This window comes from Leclercia sp. W17 (assembly GCF_003336325.1).
GTDB lineage: Bacteria > Pseudomonadota > Gammaproteobacteria > Enterobacterales > Enterobacteriaceae > Enterobacter.
The window spans coordinates 3,700,739-3,718,693 of the sequence record NZ_CP031101.1 but is presented as its reverse complement, the minus strand read 5'-3'; the positions used below and the strand labels follow the sequence as shown (position 1 = coordinate 3,718,693).

Below are 17,955 nucleotides of genomic sequence, written 5' to 3'. Positions count from 1 at the left end.
AATGACTACTGTTATGCCTCTTGCTTTAACTATAATCTACTCTAATCAGGATTTCACCGCGCTATTACGAAAAATTACAATTACGCAGCATTTTACAGGCTCTGGCGGTCGCTATGTTATATATTGTTTTATCCTGATACAGCTCTTTACTTATCCCCCTGTGTGATTTTCCGGCCACACTTAAAATCATAGGCCCGGGCGTTTAAAATCAAAAAACACTAGGAATACTCTTAATACCTAAGACGTGACGCAAAAATTTGAGAATTTCTGTAATAGAACCAGGTTAAATATGATAAGCCGTTTAAGGGTTACATTAAATATATAAACCCTCAATAAGCTAATTTTATGATTTTTAATTGCTGAAAAAAAGGCCGCATATGCGGCCTTTTTAAGGTTTAAACCCGAATCGGGGTCATCACACCGGATGATTGTGTTCGGTTTCGTCGTTCTTACGGCTGAAACGGCGACGTACGACCACGAAGAACACCGGCACGAAGAAGATGGCCAGGATGGTTGCGGTCACCATCCCGCCCATTACACCGGTACCTACGGCGTTCTGTGCACCGGAGCCTGCACCCGAGCTAATAACCAGCGGCATAACGCCGAGGATAAAGGCCAGCGAGGTCATCAGAATAGGACGCAGACGCATACGTACCGCCTCCAGCGTCGCTTCAATCAGGCCTTTCCCTTCTTTATCCATCAGATCTTTGGCGAATTCGACGATTAATATCGCGTTCTTCGCCGACAAGCCAATGGTTGTCAGCAGGCCCACCTGGAAATAAACGTCGTTATTCAGGCTACGGAACGTGGCGGCCAGCAGGGCGCCGATAACGCCGAGCGGAACAACCAGCATAACGGAGAACGGAATCGACCAGCTCTCATACAGCGCCGCCAGACAGAGGAAGACCACAATCAGGGAGATGGCATACAGGGCAGGGGCCTGGTTGCCGGACAGACGTTCCTGATAGGACATCCCCGTCCAGTCGTAGCCGATGCCTGCTGGCAGTTTACCTGCCAGTTCTTCCATCAGGTTCATGGCCTCACCGGTACTTCTGCCCGGTGCCGCCTGACCCAGGATCTCCATGGATGGCAGACCGTTGTAACGTTCCAGACGTGGCGAGCCGTATTCCCAGCGTGAGGTGGAGAAGGCTGAGAATGGCACCATCTGTCCGTTGCTGCCGCGCACATACCAGTTGTTGATATCGCTCGGCAACATACGGTACTGCGCTTCAGACATCACGTAGACCTTCTTCACGCGACCGCGGTCGATGAAGTCGTTGACGTAGCTACCGCCCCAGGCTGCGCCCAGTGTGGTATTGATGTCACTGATAGAGACGCCCAGCGCCTGGGCTTTTTCCTGATCGATATCCACTTTGAACTGCGGCGTATCTTCCAGGCCGTTCGGACGAACGCCAACCAGCAGGTCAGGGTGCTTCGCAACTTCGCCAAACAGCTGGTTACGCGCCTGAGTTAGTTTCTCATGGCCCAGACCACCCTGGTCGATAAGCTGGAAGTCAAAGCCGGTTGCCGTACCCAGTTCAACAATCGCTGGCAGGTTAAAGGCGAAGACCATCGCATCTTTAATCTGCGAGAAAGTGCCCATCGCACGACCCGTAATGGCCTCAACTTTGTTCTCGTCGCCCGGACGCTCAGCCCAGTCTTTCAGAGAGACGAAGGCGATACCGGTGTTCTGACCACGACCCGCAAAGCCGAAGCCGTTAACCGCAAACACCGATTCAACGTTGGCTTTCTCTTTGTTCAGGTAGTAATCCGTCACCTCATCCAGCACTTTTTGGGTACGTTCCTGGGAAGCACCTGCTGGCAGCTGAGCCATGGTCAGGAATACGCCCTGGTCTTCGTCCGGCAGGAAGGAGCTTGGCAGACGAACAAACAGGTAGGCCATGCCGACCACGATGATGATGTAGAGCAGCAGATAACGACCGGTGCTGCGCAGGATGTTGCCCACGCTGTCGGTGTAGTGGTGCGTGCTCTTATCGAACATGCGGTTAAACCAGCCGAAGAAGCCTTTTTTGTTCTCGCCGTGATCGCCTTTTGCCACCGGTTTCAGCATGGTGGCGCACAGGGCCGGGGTCAGGATCAGTGCCACCAGTACCGACAGGGCCATCGCGGAAACGATAGTGATCGAGAACTGACGATAGATCGCACCGGTAGAACCACCAAAGAAGGCCATCGGGATAAATACCGCCGACAGCACCATGGCGATACCGACCAGTGCGCCCTGGATCTGGCCCATCGATTTACGGGTCGCCTCTTTCGGCGGGAGTCCCTCTTCGGACATCACACGCTCGACGTTTTCGACCACCACGATGGCGTCATCCACGAGCAGACCGATCGCCAGCACCATCCCGAACATCGTAAGGGTGTTTATCGAGAAGCCAAAGGCCGCCAGGATAGCAAAGGTGCCGAGCAGAACCACCGGTACGGCGATGGTTGGAATCAACGTCGCACGGAAGTTTTGCAGGAACAGATACATGACCAGGAAGACCAGAATGATCGCTTCTACCAGCGTTTTCACAACCTCGTGGATGGAGATTTTCACGAATGGCGTTGTGTCATACGGGTAGACGATTTTCAGGCCTGACGGGAAGAACGGTTCCATTTTCTTCAGTTCGGCACGGATCGCCGTCGCGGTATCCAGGGCGTTGGCGCCAGTCGCCAGTTTAATCCCCAGACCGGATGCCGGCTGGCCGTTAAACTTCGCGATCACGTCGTAGTTTTCACCACCCAGTTCCACCTTCGCCACGTCGCGCAGGCGCACCTGAGAACCGTCCGGATTCACCTTCAACAGGATCTTACTGAACTCATCCGCAGAGGTCAGACGGGTCTGGGCGATGATCGAGGCGTTCAGCTGCTGGCCTTTAACCGGCGGCGTACCGCCTAACTGACCGGCTGCAACCTGGGCGTTCTGCGCTTTAATGGCGTTGATCACGTCTACCGGCGTCAGCTGGAAGTTGTTCAGTTTGTTCGGATCCATCCAGATACGCATCGCGTACTGAGAACCGAACAGCTGAACGTCACCGACACCAGAAGTACGGCTGATGGCGTCCTTCATGTTAGCACCCACGTAGTCGGAAATATCCTCCTGCGTCATGGTGCCGTTGGTGTTGATAACGCCGACAACCATCAGGAAGCTACTGGAGGATTTCTCCACGCTCACACCCTGCTGTTGTACTTCCTGCGGCAGCAGTGGCATCGCCAGCTGCAGTTTGTTCTGTACCTGAACCTGGGCAATGTCCGCATCCGTACCTGACTCGAAGGTCAGGGTAATCTGAACAGTACCGGTTGAGTCACTGTTGGAGGACATGTACATCAGGTTATCGATACCGTTCATGTTCTGTTCGATAACCTGCGTGACGGTGTCCTGCACCGTTTTGGCATCAGCCCCTGGGTAGGTTGCGGCGATTGAAATTGCTGGCGGCGCAATGGTTGGATATTGCGCGACAGGCAGCTTCAGGATCGCAAGTCCCCCGGCTAGCATGATGATAATGGCGATCACCCACGCGAAAATGGGGCGATCGATAAAGAAATTAGGCATGTCTTAACGGCTCCTGTTTAAGTTAAGACTTAGGTTGTTCTGACTGACCGCCTGCTGAGGCTTGTTGTTGATTGTCAGACGTGACCTCTTGCGCTTTTACCTTGGCGCCTGGGCGAACTTTTTGTAATCCGGTAATGATGACGCGATCGCCATCTTTCAGACCGTCGGTCACCAGCCATTTATCACCAATCGCCTGGGTTGCCTTGATCTGACGAACTTCGACTTTGTCTTCAGCGCCAATCACCATCGCACTGGCATCGCCGCGCGGGGTGCGGGTCACGCCCTGCTGTGGTACCAGCAGTGCGGTTGGGTTGATCCCTTCTTCCAGGCTGGCGCGAACGAACATACCCGGTAACAGCGTATGGTTCGGGTTCGGGAAGATAGCGCGCAGGGTGATTGAACCGGTAGTCTGATCAACCGTCACGTCAGAGAACTCGAGGCTGCCGGTCTCCGGGAACTTGATGCCGTCGCTGGTGACCAGCTCAACTTTAGCTTTGCCGTTTTCCTGCTTCAGGGTGCCGTTTTCCAGCTCCTGTTTCAGACGCAGGAAATCGTTGCTCGACTGGGTGACATCGACATAGATCGGGTCAAGTTGCTGCACGGTTGCCAGCGCAGTGGTCTGGCCGTTCTGTACCAGCGCACCCTCGGTCACAGCGGATTTACCAATACGGCCGCTGATTGGGGAGGTCACTTTGGTATAGGCCAGGTTGATACGCGCGGTTTCAACGGCAGCTTTCGCAGCGACGACCGCAGCATTAGCCTGCTGGGCATCCGCCTGCGCACTGTCATATTCCTGTTGGCTGATGTACTGCGTACCCAACAGTTTCTGATAACGGTTGACGGTCAGCTGGGCAATTTTTGCAGCAGCCTGCGCTTTGGCCAGATCGCCTTTTGCGCTTTCGTAGTTCGCCTGATAGGTTGCAGGATCAATCTGATACAGAGACTCGCCCGCTTTAACATCGCCGCCTTCAGTAAAATTACGTTTCAGGATGATGCCACTTACCTGTGGACGCACTTCAGCAATACGGTAAGCGCTGGTTCGGCCGGGTAATTCTGTTGTCATCTGGAGAGGTTCGGTTTTGAGCGTCACGACACCAACTTCTGGCACCTGCTGCGCTCCTTGTTGAGCCTGTTTTTCGTCACATCCTGTAAGCGCTAAGCTGCCTGAGAGCATCAGAACGATCGCCAGAGGCGTTAACCCTCTGTTTTTGTTCATATGTAAACCTCGAGTTTCCGATTTCAAATTGATCAATGGATCAAGCGTCCACAAACCCATTGCTGCGTTTATATTATCGTCGTGCTATGGTACATACATTCATAAATGTATGTAAATCTGGCTCCTGTAAATTCACCTGCGCATGGCACGAAAAACCAAACAACAAGCACTTGCAACACGCCAACACATCCTTGATGTCGCTTTACGCTTGTTTTCGCAACAGGGGGTTTCCTCCACCTCTCTGGCACAGATTGCTCAGGCTGCTGGGGTTACCCGGGGAGCGATTTACTGGCATTTCAAAAATAAGTCAGATTTATTTGGTGAAATTTGGGAGCTTTCAGAATCCAGTATTGGAGATCTTGAGACTGAGTATCGGGCAAAATTCCCTGACGATCCACTCTCAGTTTTAAGAGAGATTCTGGTCTATATCCTTGAGGCGACAGTTATTGAAGAACGACGTCGTCTTATGATCGAGATCATCTTCCATAAATGTGAATTTGTTGGGGAGATGGCGGTGGTGCAGCAGGCGCAGCGCAGTCTCTGTCTGGCCAGTTACGACCGGATCGAACAAACCCTGACGCACTGTATTAAAGCCAATATGCTCCCGGCTAATCTTTTGACCCGTCGCGCCGCCATTCTGATGCGCAGCTATATTTCCGGCATTATGGAAAACTGGCTGTTTGCCCCCCAGTCTTTTGATCTGCAACGTGAAGCCCGTGATTATGTCGCGATCCTGCTGGAGATGTACCAGCTCTGTCCCACGCTACGGGCGCAGCCTGAGCCGCTTCTGGCCTGACTCCCAGGAATTATCCAGGAGCCAACAGTTCACGCTATTTTGCTTTCGACTGCCGTGATATTCTTCACGCCGGTCATCCCGGTCATTCATCACACAAATTACACATTACTATGTCGCACTACACACGCCAATCGCATCCTGTTTTTGCCTTTATTTTGCTTCTCTTTTTTGCCTTATTGGCCTCCCCGGTTGCGTTTGCACGTGGTGATAACACCAGCGACACGCCAACCCGGGCAGATATTCAGAGCCAGCTTGATGCCCTGAGCAAACAAAAAGAGCTCAATCCGCAGGACAAGCTGGTGCAAAAAGACCTGACGGAAACCCTTGAGACTATTGATAAGCTTGAGCGGATCAAGGCCGAAACCACACAATTACGCCAGAAAGTGGCCCAGGCGCCGGAAGCGATGCGTAAGGCGACCGAAAGCCTGAATGCGCTGAGCGATGTGGACAATGATGACGAAACCCGCAAAACGCTGGCCACGCTCTCATTACGCCAGCTGGAACTGCGCGTATCGCAATTGCTCGACGACTTACAAACCGCCCAGAGCGATCTCTCAACCTACAACAGCCAGCTGGTTTCGCTGCAAACTCAGCCGGAGCGCGTACAGAACGCGATGTATACCGCCTCTCAGGAGTTGCAGCAGATCCGCAATCGGCTGAACGGCACCGCGGTGGGCGAGGCGGCGTTACGCCCCACGCAGCAAACGTTGCTCATGACGCAGCAGCTTCTGCTGAATGCCCAGATCGAACAGCAACGCAAGAGCCTGGAAGGCAATACCGTCCTGCAGGATACCCTGCAAAAACAGCGCGACTACGTCACCGCAAACATCAACCGTCTGGAGCATCAACTGCAACTGCTGCAGGAGGCGGTTAACAGCAAGCGACTGACCCTGACGGAGAAAACCGCTCAGGAGGCCATCAACCCGGACGAAACCGCGCGTATCCAGGAAAACCCGCTGGTGAAGCAAGAGCTGGATGTTAACCACCAGCTCAGCCAGCGTCTGATAACCGCCACCGAAAACGGCAACTCGCTGGTTCAGCAGAACATTAAAGTCAAAAACTGGCTCGATCGCGCCCTGCAGTCGGAACGCAATATTAAAGAGCAGATTGCCGTCCTGAAAGGCGGCCTGCTACTGTCGCGTATCCTTTATCAGCAGCAGCAAACTTTACCTTCCGCCGATGAGCTGGAGGACATGACCAACCGCATTGCGGATCTGCGCCTGGAGCAGTTTGAGGTCAACCAGCAGCGCGACGCCCTGTTCCAGAGCGATGCCTTTGTGGCGAAGCTGGAAGAGGGGCACAAAAGCGAGGTCAATGGAGAGGTCCACGACGCGCTGTTGCAGGTGGTGGATATGCGCCGCGAGCTGCTGGACCAGATGAATAAACAGCTGGGTAATCAGCTGATGATGGCCATTAACCTGCAGATCAACCAGCAGCAGCTGGTGAGCGTATCCAAAAGCCTGCAGGAGATCCTCACCCAGCAAATCTTCTGGGTGAACAGCAACAAACCGATGGACTGGGACTGGATAAAATCCTTCCCGGGCATGCTAAAAGACCAGATTAATGGGATGAAAATCACCGTTAACTGGGAAAAAGCCGGCCCGGCGGTGGCCTTTGCCTTCCTGGCGGGTCTGCCGCTGTTGCTGATTGCCGGTTTAATCCGCTGGCGTCTTGGCTGGCTGAAAAAGTACCAGGCGAAGCTGGCGAATGAAGTCGGGCAGTTGCGTAATGACAGCCAGCTTCATACTCCGAAAGCCATTTTTATCGATCTGATCCGCGCCCTGCCGGTCTGCCTGTTAATTCTGGCGGCGGGGCTGATCCTGCTCACCATGCAGCTCAATATCAGCGATCTGCTGTGGGCCTTCAGCAAAAAGCTGGCGCTGTTCTGGCTGGTCTTTGGCCTGTGCTGGAAAGTGCTGGAAAAAGACGGCGTGGCGGTGAGCCACTTCAATATGCCTGCGCAGCTGACCAGTCACTGGCGCCGCCAGATTGTGCGCATCAGCCTGGCGCTGTTGCCGCTGCACTTCTGGTCGGTGGTGGCGGAACTCTCTCCGCTCCATCTGATGGATGATGTGCTGGGGCAGTTCGTGATCCTGCTTAACCTGCTACTGATAAGCGTCCTGATGTGGCCGATATTCCGTGACAGCTGGCGTGACAAAGAGTCGCATACCATTCGTCTGGTGACGGTCACCGTACTCTCTATTATCCCTGTCGCGCTGATGGTGCTGACGGCCACCGGCTATTTCTATACCACCCTGCGTTTGTCAGGGCGCTGGATTGAAACCGTCTATCTGGTGATCTTCTGGAACCTGCTCTATCAGACCGTGCTGCGCGGGCTGAGCGTTGCCGCCCGCCGTATTGCCTATCGCCGCGCGCTGGCGCGTCGGCAGAATATGGTGAAAGAGGGGGCCGAAGGCGCTGAACCGCAGGAAGAGCCGACCATCGCCCTGGAGCAGGTCAACCAGCAGACGCTGCGTATCACCATGCTGGTGATGATTGCTCTGTTCGGCGTGATGTTCTGGGCGATCTGGTCTGATTTAATCACCGTCTTTGCCTATCTCGACAGCATTACGCTATGGCACTACAGCGGCACCGAAGCGGGGGCCGCAGTGGTGAAAAACGTCACCATGGGCAGCCTGCTATTCGCGCTGGTCTCGTCGGTGGTGGCATGGGCCTTGATCCGCAACTTACCCGGCCTGCTGGAGGTGCTGATCCTCTCGCGCCTGAATATGCGCCAGGGGGCCTCCTACGCCATTACCACCATCCTGAACTATGTGATTCTGGTGGTGGGTGCCATGACCGTCTTCGGTTCGCTCGGGGTGTCGTGGGACAAACTGCAGTGGCTGGCGGCAGCATTGTCGGTGGGCCTTGGTTTCGGTTTGCAGGAGATCTTCGGGAACTTCGTCTCTGGCCTGATTATTCTGTTCGAACGTCCGGTGCGTATCGGCGATACCGTTACCATCGGCACCTTCTCGGGCACCGTCAGCAAGATCCGTATCCGTGCGACCACCATCACTGACTTCGATCGCAAAGAGGTGATCATCCCGAACAAAGCGTTCGTCACCGAGCGGTTGATCAACTGGTCGCTGTCGGACACCATCACCCGCGTGGTGATCCGCCTCGGCGTGGCCTACGGTTCCGATCTGGAGACGGTGAAAAATGTCCTGCTGAAAGCGGCGATGGATCATCCAAAAGTGATGCACGATCCGGAGCCAGCCGTCTTCTTTACAACCTTTGGGCCGAGTACGTTAGATCATGAGCTGCGTCTGTACGTGCGTGAACTGCGCGATCGCAGTTATACGGTGGATGAACTGAACCGCACTATCGAACGTATGTGTCGCGAGAACAACATCAATATCGCGTTTAACCAGCTGGAAGTGCATCTGCGCAATGAGAAGGGCGACGAGCACACTGAAGTGAAACGTGACATTAAGGGTGACGATCCGACCCCAGCGTGATGCGCCCCCTCGCTCTCGCCTTCTCCCTTTCAGGGAGAGGGCAGGGGGGAGGGTAATTTCCCTTCAAAATCCCGCTTAACAATCTCCAGCGCTTTCAGCACTGTTTCAGTGGGGATAGCATGGTTCTCCAGCAACATGATCAGGTCGACGGCCAGCTTGACTTCGTCGGGGGCGTTTTCCAGTGACACACACTACTCCTGTTAACGGGTCAGACGCGCGATAACGCGTTCAATGTCATCCAGTGCCTTGCGGCAACGTTCAAGCCGTCCTTCCAGGGCGGTGATTTCACGCATCAGCATCTGCTGTTCTTCCAGCGTTTCGGCCTGATTCAGCCGCGCCGTGCGTTCATTTTTCATTTCACAGAGCCGACGTTCAAACTCCTGGTGTTCCAGACGCTTGCGCTGCCATTTTGTGGTGCCAGCAGAGGAACTGTCCCAGACGCGTAGCGGCCAGGCGGCAATCTCCCGATGCAGGGCGGCAATCTGTTCCGCCAGATGACCGGCAAGCCAGGCCACCTGCTCAGATTGCCCCTTTTCCACGGCGTGACGCAGCTCATCCAGGTTGTGCTGGGCTTCATCCAGATAGGCATTCATCACCGTGCTGCGGGTGCGGAACAGCTGCCGGTCAAAGCGCGGCTTCAGCGTGGCGTGCTGCATCAGCGGGGAGGCCTGCGTGCGCAGGGCCGACAGCTGATTTTGCAGTGTCTGTAAAAGCAAGGCTGTTTTCAATCCGCACTCCAGTGGTACAGTAGCCGTTCAGTTTGATACCGATTCGCATTATGCAGCGTACTATTTTAATCATCATTGGCTGGCTTGCGGTAGTGCTCGGCACGCTGGGTGTCGTTTTACCCCTTCTGCCGACTACCCCTTTTATATTGCTTGCGGCGTGGTGCTTTGCCCGCTCCTCGCCACGTTTTCACCACTGGCTGCTGTACCGCTCATGGTTTGGCGGTTATCTGCGCCACTGGCAACAGTACCGTGCGATGCCGCCCGGGGCTAAGCCGCGGGCCATTGCGCTGATCCTGGTGACCTTCGCCATTTCATTATGGCTGGTCAAAATGATGTGGGTACGGATCCTGCTGCTGGCGATCCTCACTTGCCTGCTCATTTTCATGTGGCGGATCCCCGTTGTTGATGAAAAGCAACAAAAGCAATAATCCTCAGACTGGCTGTTGCATTTCTTGTGCGCAGCCAGTAAATTCGACCGTTTTCGAGCACGGGCGGGCCTGGTTAAAGGTTAAACAATTGTTACTTTGACCAACCCTTTATCCGCTCCGTGAGTAACACCGTTTTCATCAGGCATCCATTTATGACCGCAACTGCGCAGCAGCTTGAATTTCTTAAAAACAGCATCAAAAGCATCCAGGATTATCCGAAGCCTGGCATTCTTTTCCGTGATGTCACCAGCTTGCTGGAAGACCCAAAAGCGTACGCGCTCAGCATTGAACTGCTGGTTGAGCGTTATAAGAACGCTGGGATCACCAAAGTTGTAGGCACCGAAGCCCGTGGTTTCCTGTTTGGCGCCCCGGTTGCGCTGGCAATGGGCGTGGGCTTTGTACCGGTGCGTAAACCGCGCAAACTGCCTCGCGAAACCATCGCCGAGAGCTACGAGCTGGAGTACGGCACCGACCAGCTTGAGATCCACGTTGATGCGATCAAGCCTGGCGATAAAGTGCTGGTGGTTGACGATCTGCTGGCCACCGGCGGCACCATTGAAGCGACCGTGAAGCTGATCCGTCGCCTGGGTGGTGAAGTAACCGATGCGGCCTTTATCATCAACCTGTTCGATCTGGGCGGTGAACAGCGCCTCGAAAAACAGGGCATCACCAGCTACAGCCTCGTGCCATTCCCGGGACATTAATCCTCCCGCCCGCAACCTCGCCCAACGGGTGAGGTTGTGTTAGCATTACCCCCCTGAATATCCACCTTCCAGCGTTGCAGAGCCTGCCCATGAGTTATCAGGTGTTAGCCCGTAAATGGCGACCCCAAACCTTTGCTGACGTTGTCGGCCAGGAACATGTGCTGACCGCCCTGGCGAACAGCTTATCGCTAGGCCGTATCCATCACGCCTGGCTTTTTTCCGGCACCCGTGGCGTCGGTAAAACCTCTATTGCCCGTTTGCTGGCGAAAGGCCTTAACTGCGAAACCGGGATCACCGCCACGCCGTGCGGCGTGTGCGATAACTGCCGTGAAATTGAGCAGGGGCGCTTTGTCGATCTGATTGAGATCGATGCCGCATCGCGCACCAAAGTCGAAGATACCCGCGATCTGCTGGATAACGTCCAGTACGCCCCGGCGCGTGGCCGCTTCAAGGTCTATCTGATCGATGAAGTGCACATGCTGTCGCGCCACAGCTTTAACGCCCTGCTGAAAACGCTGGAAGAACCGCCTGCACACGTTAAATTCCTGCTGGCGACCACCGATCCGCAAAAGCTGCCGGTCACTATCTTATCCCGTTGTCTGCAGTTCCACCTGAAGGCGCTGGACGTCACGCAGATCCGCGATCGGCTCGAATACATCCTGAACGAAGAGCAGGTTGCCCATGAACCGCGGGCGCTGCAGCTGCTGGCGCGTGCCGCCGATGGCAGCCTGCGCGATGCGCTCAGCCTGACCGATCAGGCGATTGCCAGCGGCGACGGCAAGCTGACCACTCAGGCGGTGAGCACCATGCTCGGCACGCTGGATGACGATCAGGCCCTGTCGCTGATTGAAGCGGTTGTCGAGGCCAACGGCGAGCGGGTGATGGAGCTGGTCAACGCCTCGGCCTCACGCGGCGTGGAGTGGGAAGCCCTGCTGGTTGAGATGCTCAGCCTGCTGCACCGTATTGCGATGGTGCAGCTCTCCCCGGCGGCGCTAGGCCCGGATATGGCCGCGATTGAACAGCGGATGCGCGAGCTGGCGCGAACCATTCCGCCAACGGATGTACAGCTTTACTATCAAACCCTGTTAATTGGCCGCAAAGAGCTGCCGTTCGCGCCCGACAGACGTATGGGGGTTGAGATGACCCTGCTGCGCGCGCTGGCGTTCCATCCGCGCATGCCGTTGCCGGAACCCGAGGTGCAGCCGCAGTCGTTCGCACCGGCCGCGCCGACGGCGGTTATGTCACCGCAGCAGGTGCCAGTACAGCCGGCAGCGCCATCGCCGCAAAATGTGCCGCTGTCGGACGCCACCAGTTCGGTGCTTGCTGCCCGCAGCCAGCTACAGCGCGCGCAGGGAGCACCCAGACCAAAAAAGAGTGAACCGGCAGCGCCTGCAAGAGCGCGGCCGGTAAATAACGCCGCGCTTGAACGTCTGGCTTCGGTCACGGATCGTGTCCAGTCGCGTTCGGCATCGGTCACTTCTGAGCCGAAGGCGCCGGTTAAGCAAGAAGCCTATCGCTGGAAAGCCACCACCGTCACCGAAGAGGTGAAGGTGGAGATTGCCACGCCGAAGGCGCTGAAAAAGGCGCTGGAGCACGAGAAAACGCCGGAACTCTCCGCGAAGCTGGCGGAAGAGTCGCTTGCGCGCGATGCCTGGGCGGCAGAGGTCAGTAAACTGAAGCTGCCGAAGCTGGTGGAGCAGGTTGCGCTCAACGCCTGGCGTGAGCAGGAGGGCAACCGCATCTGCCTGCATCTGCGTCCGGGCCAGCGTCACCTGAATTCGGCGAGCGCTCAGCAGGTGCTGACTGAGGCGCTCTCCACATTACAGGGCGCGCCGGTTGAATTGACTATCATTGAAGATGATAATCCGGCGGTCCGTACCCCGCTGGAGTGGCGTCAGGCCATTTATGAAGAGAAGCTCGCGCAGGCGCGCGAGGCAATTATCGCGGATAATAACATTCAGACCCTGCAGCGTTACTTCGATGCAGAACTGGATGAAGAGAGTATTCGACCCATTTGATCGTGAGTCTGACTTACGGTTGTTATCTTTAACGTGAAAGAAGAGAGAAGCCTATGTTTGGTGGTAAAGGCGGTCTGGGTGGCCTGATGAAGCAGGCCCAGCAGATGCAGGAAAAAATGCAGAAGATGCAGGAAGAGATCGCACAGATGGAAGTCACTGGCGAATCGGGCGCAGGTCTGGTCAAAGTGACCATCAACGGCGCACACAACTGCCGTCGCGTGGAGATCGACCCAAGCCTGCTCGAAGACGACAAAGAGATGCTTGAAGATCTGGTTGCCGCTGCATTCAACGATGCTGCGCGCCGTATCGACGAAACTCAGAAAGAAAAAATGGCCTCTGTATCCTCCGGAATGCAGCTGCCACCGGGCTTTAAGATGCCATTCTAATGCAAACCAGTCCGCTGCTTACGCAGTTAATGGAAGCGCTACGCTGCCTGCCGGGCGTAGGCCCGAAGTCGGCGCAGCGCATGGCGTTTACCCTGCTGCAACGCGATCGTAGCGGCGGCATGCGTCTGGCGCAGGCCCTGACCCGCGCCATGTCAGAAATTGGCCACTGTGCCGACTGCCGCACCTTTACCGAGCAGGAGGTGTGTAACATCTGCGCCAACCCGCGTCGTCAGGAAAATGGTCAGATCTGCGTGGTGGAGAGTCCTGCGGACATCTATGCCATTGAGCAGACCGGCCAGTTTTCCGGCCGCTATTTTGTGCTGATGGGGCACCTGTCGCCGCTGGACGGTATTGGTCCGGATGATATCGGCCTGGACCGCCTTGAACAGCGCCTGAAATCGGAAACGATTAACGAGGTGATCCTCGCCACCAACCCAACGGTGGAAGGGGAGGCGACAGCCAACTATATCGCCGAGCTGTGCGCGGAGTCGGGCGTCGACGCCAGTCGAATTGCCCACGGTGTGCCGGTGGGCGGTGAGCTGGAAATGGTCGATGGCACTACGCTGTCCCACTCTCTGGCAGGACGTCACAAGATTAATTTCTGACCAAACGGAGGCTGCAGTCGTGGCCTCCGCTTGAAAACTTTCCCCCGTATCCCCATCTCTCCCTCAACGCTTTTAAACCCCATTAAATGGCATTGTTGAGGTCGACTTAGTATGAAAGGACAAGAAACCCGTGGTTTCCAGTCAGAGGTAAAACAGCTTCTGCACCTGATGATCCATTCTCTTTATTCCAATAAAGAAATTTTCCTGCGCGAGCTTATCTCTAACGCCTCTGATGCGGCAGACAAGCTGCGTTTTCGTGCGCTCTCGAAGCCAGAGCTGTATGAAGGTGACGGCGAACTGCGCGTGCGTGTCTCATTTGATAAAGAGAACCGCACCCTGACCATCGCCGACAACGGCATCGGTATGACCCGTGATGAAGCCATTGACCATCTCGGCACCATCGCTAAATCCGGCACCAAAGCGTTCCTGCAGTCGATGGGTTCCGATCAGGCGAAAGACAGCCAGCTGATTGGTCAGTTCGGCGTGGGCTTCTACTCCGCCTTCATCGTGGCGGATAAAGTTACCGTACGCACCCGCGCGGCAGGCGAAAGCGCCGAAAACGGCGTATTCTGGGAATCCCACGGCGAAGGTGAGTACACCGTTGCTGACATCACCAAAGCCGATCGCGGCACCGAGATCATCCTGCATCTGCGCGAAGGGGAAGACGATTTCCTCAACGACTGGCGCGTACGCTCCATCATCAGCAAATATTCTGACCATATCGCCCTGCCGGTAGAGATCGAAAAACAGGAAGAGAAAGACGGCGAAACCGTCATCTCCTGGGAGAAGATCAACAAGGCGCAGGCGCTGTGGACGCGTAACAAGTCTGAAATCAAAGACGACGAATACAACGAGTTCTACAAGCACATCGCCCATGACTTTACCGATCCGCTGACCTGGAGCCACAACCGTGTGGAAGGGAAGCAGGAATACACCAGCCTGCTTTACATCCCGGCGCAGGCACCGTGGGATATGTGGAACCGCGATCACAAGCACGGCCTGAAGCTGTACGTGCAGCGCGTGTTCATCATGGACGAAGCCGAACAGTTCATGCCGAACTACCTGCGCTTTGTGCGCGGCCTGATTGATTCCAACGATCTGCCGCTGAACGTCTCCCGTGAGATCCTGCAGGACAGCACCGTAACCCGTAATCTGCGCACCGCGCTGAGCAAACGTGCCCTGCAGATGCTGGATAAGCTGGCGAAAGACGACGCCGAAAAATACCAGACCTTCTGGAAACAGTTCGGCCTGGTGCTGAAAGAGGGCCCGGCGGAAGATCCGTCTAACGTTGAAGCCATTGCCAAACTGCTGCGCTTCGCCTCCACGCACACCGACTCTTCCGAGCAGAACGTGTCGCTGGAAGAGTACATCTCCCGCATGAAAGAAGGGCAGGAGAAGATCTACTACATCACCGCCGACAGCTATGCCGCGGCGAAGAGCAGCCCGCACCTGGAGCTGCTGCGTAAGAAAGGCATCGAAGTGCTGCTGCTTTCCGATCGCATCGATGAGTGGATGATGAACTACCTGACCGAGTTCAGCGGCAAAGCGTTCCAGTCCGTTGCCAAAGCCGATGAGTCCATCGACAAGCTGGCGGATGAAGTGGACGATACCGCGAAAGAGGCAGAAAAAGCGCTGGAGCCGTTTGTTGAGCGCGTGAAAACCCATCTGGGCGATCGCGTGAAAGAGGTGCGTTTCACCCACCGTCTGACCGATACCCCTGCCATCGTCACCACTGATGCTGACGAGATGAGTACCCAGATGGCGAAGCTGTTCGCCGCCGCGGGCCAGGCTGTGCCGGAGGTGAAATACATCTTTGAACTGAACCCGGATCACGCGCTGGTGAAACGTGCAGCCGAGACCCAGGACGAAGCCCGCTTCGCCGAGTGGGTTGAACTGCTGCTGGATCAATCTTTGCTGGCCGAGCGCGGCACGCTGGAAGATCCTAACCAGTTCATCAAACGCGTGAATGCGTTGCTGCTGGCGTAAATTACTTCCCTCTCTTCGCTGAAGAGAGGATAAGGGTGCAGGTTATCTGCCTGCACCCACTAATAAATTCCCCTCATTAACCGTTTCAGCCTGCCCGCCTTTCTTGAGCGATACCCGTTCTGGTGGTATTGTTTAGCGCTTTTTGAAAAATTGAATCGACTTTTGAGGGGATTTTCGCAATGCGTATTATTCTGCTTGGCGCTCCGGGCGCGGGTAAAGGAACTCAGGCTCAGTTCATCATGGAGAAATACGGTATTCCGCAAATCTCTACGGGTGACATGCTGCGTGCCGCTGTTAAATCTGGCTCCGAGCTGGGTAAACAGGCGAAAGACATTATGGACGCCGGCAAACTGGTGACCGACGAGCTGGTTATCGCTCTGGTTAAAGAACGCATTTCTCAGGAAGATTGCCGTAACGGTTTCCTGCTGGACGGCTTCCCACGTACCATTCCGCAGGCGGATGCCATGAAAGAAGCGGGCATTAACGTAGACTACGTGCTGGAGTTCGACGTACCGGACGAACTGATCGTTGACCGTATCATCGGTCGTCGCGTACACTCCGCTTCCGGCCGCGTTTACCACGTTAAGTTCAATCCACCGCAGGTGGAAGGTAAAGACGACGTGACCGGCGAAGAGCTGACCACCCGTAAAGACGATCAGGAAGAGACCGTGCGTAAGCGCCTGGTGGAATACCATCAGATGACCGCGCCGCTGATCGGCTACTACAGCAAAGAAGCGCAGGCGGGTAACACCAAATACGCAAAAGTTGACGGTACTAAGCCTGTCGCTGATGTGCGTGCAGAGCTGGAAAAGATCCTCGGCTAATCACGCCCCCACTAAATCATTCGGGCTGCATCGCGGCGGCAAGCACGCGAATCCCCAGGAACATAGATTACTATGTGACTGGGGTGAGAGTGCGCAGCCAACAAAGAGGCAGCCTGAAGGATGATGTGGGTTCTCACCCGGGTCCCCGGGTGAGAAAAATTCTCATTCTACCTTTTACTGCAATTGGTTCCGTTTACGCACTTTTCAGATACACTTATCAGCCTGTTAAAAGGTTATGAGGCGTGAATGAGTCAGGCGAAAACCGGCATCCTGCTTGCCAATCTGGGAACCCCCGAAGCACCTACTCCAGCGGCGGTAAAACGCTACCTGCGACAATTTTTAAGCGATACGCGCGTTGTGGATACCCCACGCCTGCTGTGGTGGCCTTTGCTGCGCGGCGTGATCCTGCCGATCCGTTCGCCGCGCGTGGCAAAGCTCTATCAGTCCGTCTGGATGGAAGAGGGTTCGCCGCTGATGGTCTACAGCCGTCGTCAGGAGAAAGCACTGGCTGCCCGTCTGCCGGATATGCCGGTAGCGCTGGGCATGAGTTACGGCAAACCTTCCCTGAAAAGCGCCGTCGATGAACTGCTGGCGCAGGGCGTTGATCACATTGTGGTGCTGACGCTCTATCCACAGTACTCCTGCTCCACCGTGGCAGCCGTCTGGGATGAGCTGGCGCGCATTCTGGCAACCCGTCGTCGCATTCCTGGCGTGACCTTTATTCGCGACTACGCGGATAACGAGCTCTATATCAACGCCCTTGCCAGCAGCGCCCGTGCGTCGTTTGAGAAACACGGCGAGCCGGATCTGCTGCTGCTCTCCTATCACGGCATCCCGCAGCGATTCGCCAACGAAGGGGACGACTATCCGCAGCGCTGCCGCGATACCACCCGTGAGCTGGTGTCCGCCCTCGGCCTGCCGCCCGAGAAGGTGATGATGACCTTCCAGTCGCGCTTTGGCCGCGAGCCGTGGCTGACCCCTTATACCGATGAAACGCTAAAAATGCTGGGTGAGAAGGGCGTGAAGCATATCCAGGTGATGTCGCCGGGCTTTGCGTCAGACTGTCTGGAAACCCTGGAAGAGATCGCGGTGCAAAACCGGGAGTTCTTCCTCGAAGCGGGCGGGACGAAGTACGAGTATATTCCGGCGCTTAACGATAATCCTGAGCACATCGAGATGATGGCATCACTGGTGACCCGCAGCCGCTGATCGCACTCTGCGCCGGGTTTGTGCTACCATTCCCGGCCCAT

Annotated in this window: 14 protein-coding genes and 1 other annotated feature; of the genes, 10 read left to right on the top strand and 4 right to left on the bottom strand. The window is 55.7% G+C overall.

Annotated features, from left to right (window positions below; all coding sequences use genetic code 11):
• Positions 1-415: 415 nt before the first annotated feature.
• Positions 416-3,556: a multidrug efflux RND transporter permease subunit AcrB gene (acrB, locus tag DVA44_RS18455; protein ID WP_103178504.1), complete on the bottom strand. Its 3,141-nt coding sequence runs from the start codon at positions 3,554-3,556 to the stop codon at positions 416-418.
• A 22-nt stretch (positions 3,557-3,578) separates the two neighbouring features.
• Positions 3,579-4,772, bottom strand: a complete 1,194-nt coding sequence (gene acrA, locus DVA44_RS18450) for a multidrug efflux RND transporter periplasmic adaptor subunit AcrA (RefSeq protein WP_103824067.1) — start codon at positions 4,770-4,772, stop codon at positions 3,579-3,581.
• A gap of 142 nt (positions 4,773-4,914) precedes the next feature.
• Between acrA and acrR the strand changes: the two genes are divergently transcribed.
• A complete protein-coding gene (gene acrR / locus DVA44_RS18445) occupies positions 4,915-5,568 on the top strand; it encodes a multidrug efflux transporter transcriptional repressor AcrR (protein ID WP_114387767.1) in 654 nt (217 codons plus the stop codon).
• Positions 5,569-5,678: 110 nt separating this feature from the next.
• Entirely contained in the window at positions 5,679-9,026 is a 3,348-nt protein-coding gene (mscK, locus tag DVA44_RS18440; protein ID WP_114387766.1) for a mechanosensitive channel MscK, read from the top strand.
• Between the two features lie 29 nt (positions 9,027-9,055).
• On the opposite strand, the gene rsmS is transcribed toward mscK, so the two are convergent.
• Both rsmS and priC read right to left on the bottom strand, forming a co-directional pair.
• Positions 9,056-9,214, bottom strand: a complete 159-nt coding sequence (rsmS, locus tag DVA44_RS18435; RefSeq protein ID WP_103824070.1) for a pleiotropic regulatory protein RsmS — start codon at positions 9,212-9,214, stop codon at positions 9,056-9,058.
• Positions 9,215-9,226: 12 nt separating this feature from the next.
• Positions 9,227-9,754 (bottom strand): primosomal replication protein N'', encoded by a 528-nt coding sequence (gene priC / locus DVA44_RS18430; protein ID WP_103824071.1) that lies wholly within the window; start codon positions 9,752-9,754, stop codon positions 9,227-9,229.
• A gap of 50 nt (positions 9,755-9,804) precedes the next feature.
• On the opposite strand from priC, the gene DVA44_RS18425 reads away from it, so the two are divergent.
• From DVA44_RS18425 to hemH, 8 genes are all read left to right on the top strand, one after another.
• On the top strand, positions 9,805-10,182 hold the full coding sequence (locus DVA44_RS18425) for a DUF454 family protein (protein ID WP_103824072.1): 378 nt from the start codon (positions 9,805-9,807) through the stop codon (positions 10,180-10,182).
• A gap of 152 nt (positions 10,183-10,334) precedes the next feature.
• A complete protein-coding gene (apt, locus tag DVA44_RS18420) occupies positions 10,335-10,886 on the top strand; it encodes an adenine phosphoribosyltransferase (protein WP_010428187.1) in 552 nt (183 codons plus the stop codon).
• 89 nt (positions 10,887-10,975) lie between these two features.
• Entirely contained in the window at positions 10,976-12,904 is a 1,929-nt protein-coding gene (gene dnaX / locus DVA44_RS18415) for a DNA polymerase III subunit gamma/tau (protein WP_114387765.1), read from the top strand.
• Positions 12,234-12,298, top strand: a sequence feature (DnaX frameshifting element). (Overlaps the previous gene by 65 nt.)
• 53 nt (positions 12,905-12,957) lie before the next feature.
• Entirely contained in the window at positions 12,958-13,290 is a 333-nt protein-coding gene (locus DVA44_RS18410) for a YbaB/EbfC family nucleoid-associated protein (RefSeq protein WP_014882811.1), read from the top strand.
• The gene (gene recR, locus DVA44_RS18405) at positions 13,290-13,895 is read left to right on the top strand and encodes a recombination mediator RecR (protein WP_103178512.1); all 606 of its coding nucleotides are present in this window, start codon (positions 13,290-13,292) and stop codon (positions 13,893-13,895) included. The genes DVA44_RS18410 and recR overlap by 1 nt, the downstream gene beginning before the upstream one ends.
• A gap of 111 nt (positions 13,896-14,006) precedes the next feature.
• Positions 14,007-15,881 (top strand): molecular chaperone HtpG, encoded by a 1,875-nt coding sequence (gene htpG, locus DVA44_RS18400; protein WP_114387764.1) that lies wholly within the window; start codon positions 14,007-14,009, stop codon positions 15,879-15,881.
• A gap of 179 nt (positions 15,882-16,060) precedes the next feature.
• Positions 16,061-16,705, top strand: coding sequence for an adenylate kinase (adk, locus tag DVA44_RS18395; protein ID WP_114387763.1), 645 nt, complete (start codon positions 16,061-16,063; stop codon positions 16,703-16,705).
• Positions 16,706-16,951: 246 nt separating this feature from the next.
• Positions 16,952-17,914: a ferrochelatase gene (hemH, locus tag DVA44_RS18390; protein ID WP_103824076.1), complete on the top strand. Its 963-nt coding sequence runs from the start codon at positions 16,952-16,954 to the stop codon at positions 17,912-17,914.
• Positions 17,915-17,955: the final 41 nt, after the last annotated feature.

Bases quoted from the DNA above. Each gene is read 5' to 3' on its own strand.
- htpG (WP_114387764.1), top strand. From the start codon at position 14,007: ATGAAAGGACAAGAAACCCGTGGTTTCCAGTCAGAGGTAAAACAGCTT.
- DVA44_RS18410 (WP_014882811.1), top strand. From the start codon at position 12,958: ATGTTTGGTGGTAAAGGCGGTCTGGGTGGCCTGATGAAGCAGGCCCAG.
- dnaX (WP_114387765.1), top strand. From the start codon at position 10,976: ATGAGTTATCAGGTGTTAGCCCGTAAATGGCGACCCCAAACCTTTGCT.
- apt (WP_010428187.1), top strand. From the start codon at position 10,335: ATGACCGCAACTGCGCAGCAGCTTGAATTTCTTAAAAACAGCATCAAA.
- acrA (WP_103824067.1), bottom strand. From the start codon at position 4,772: ATGAACAAAAACAGAGGGTTAACGCCTCTGGCGATCGTTCTGATGCTC.
- DVA44_RS18425 (WP_103824072.1), top strand. From the start codon at position 9,805: ATGCAGCGTACTATTTTAATCATCATTGGCTGGCTTGCGGTAGTGCTC.
- recR (WP_103178512.1), top strand. From the start codon at position 13,290: ATGCAAACCAGTCCGCTGCTTACGCAGTTAATGGAAGCGCTACGCTGC.
- hemH (WP_103824076.1), top strand. From the start codon at position 16,952: ATGAGTCAGGCGAAAACCGGCATCCTGCTTGCCAATCTGGGAACCCCC.
- mscK (WP_114387766.1), top strand. From the start codon at position 5,679: ATGTCGCACTACACACGCCAATCGCATCCTGTTTTTGCCTTTATTTTG.
- acrR (WP_114387767.1), top strand. From the start codon at position 4,915: ATGGCACGAAAAACCAAACAACAAGCACTTGCAACACGCCAACACATC.
- adk (WP_114387763.1), top strand. From the start codon at position 16,061: ATGCGTATTATTCTGCTTGGCGCTCCGGGCGCGGGTAAAGGAACTCAG.
- acrB (WP_103178504.1), bottom strand. From the start codon at position 3,556: ATGCCTAATTTCTTTATCGATCGCCCCATTTTCGCGTGGGTGATCGCC.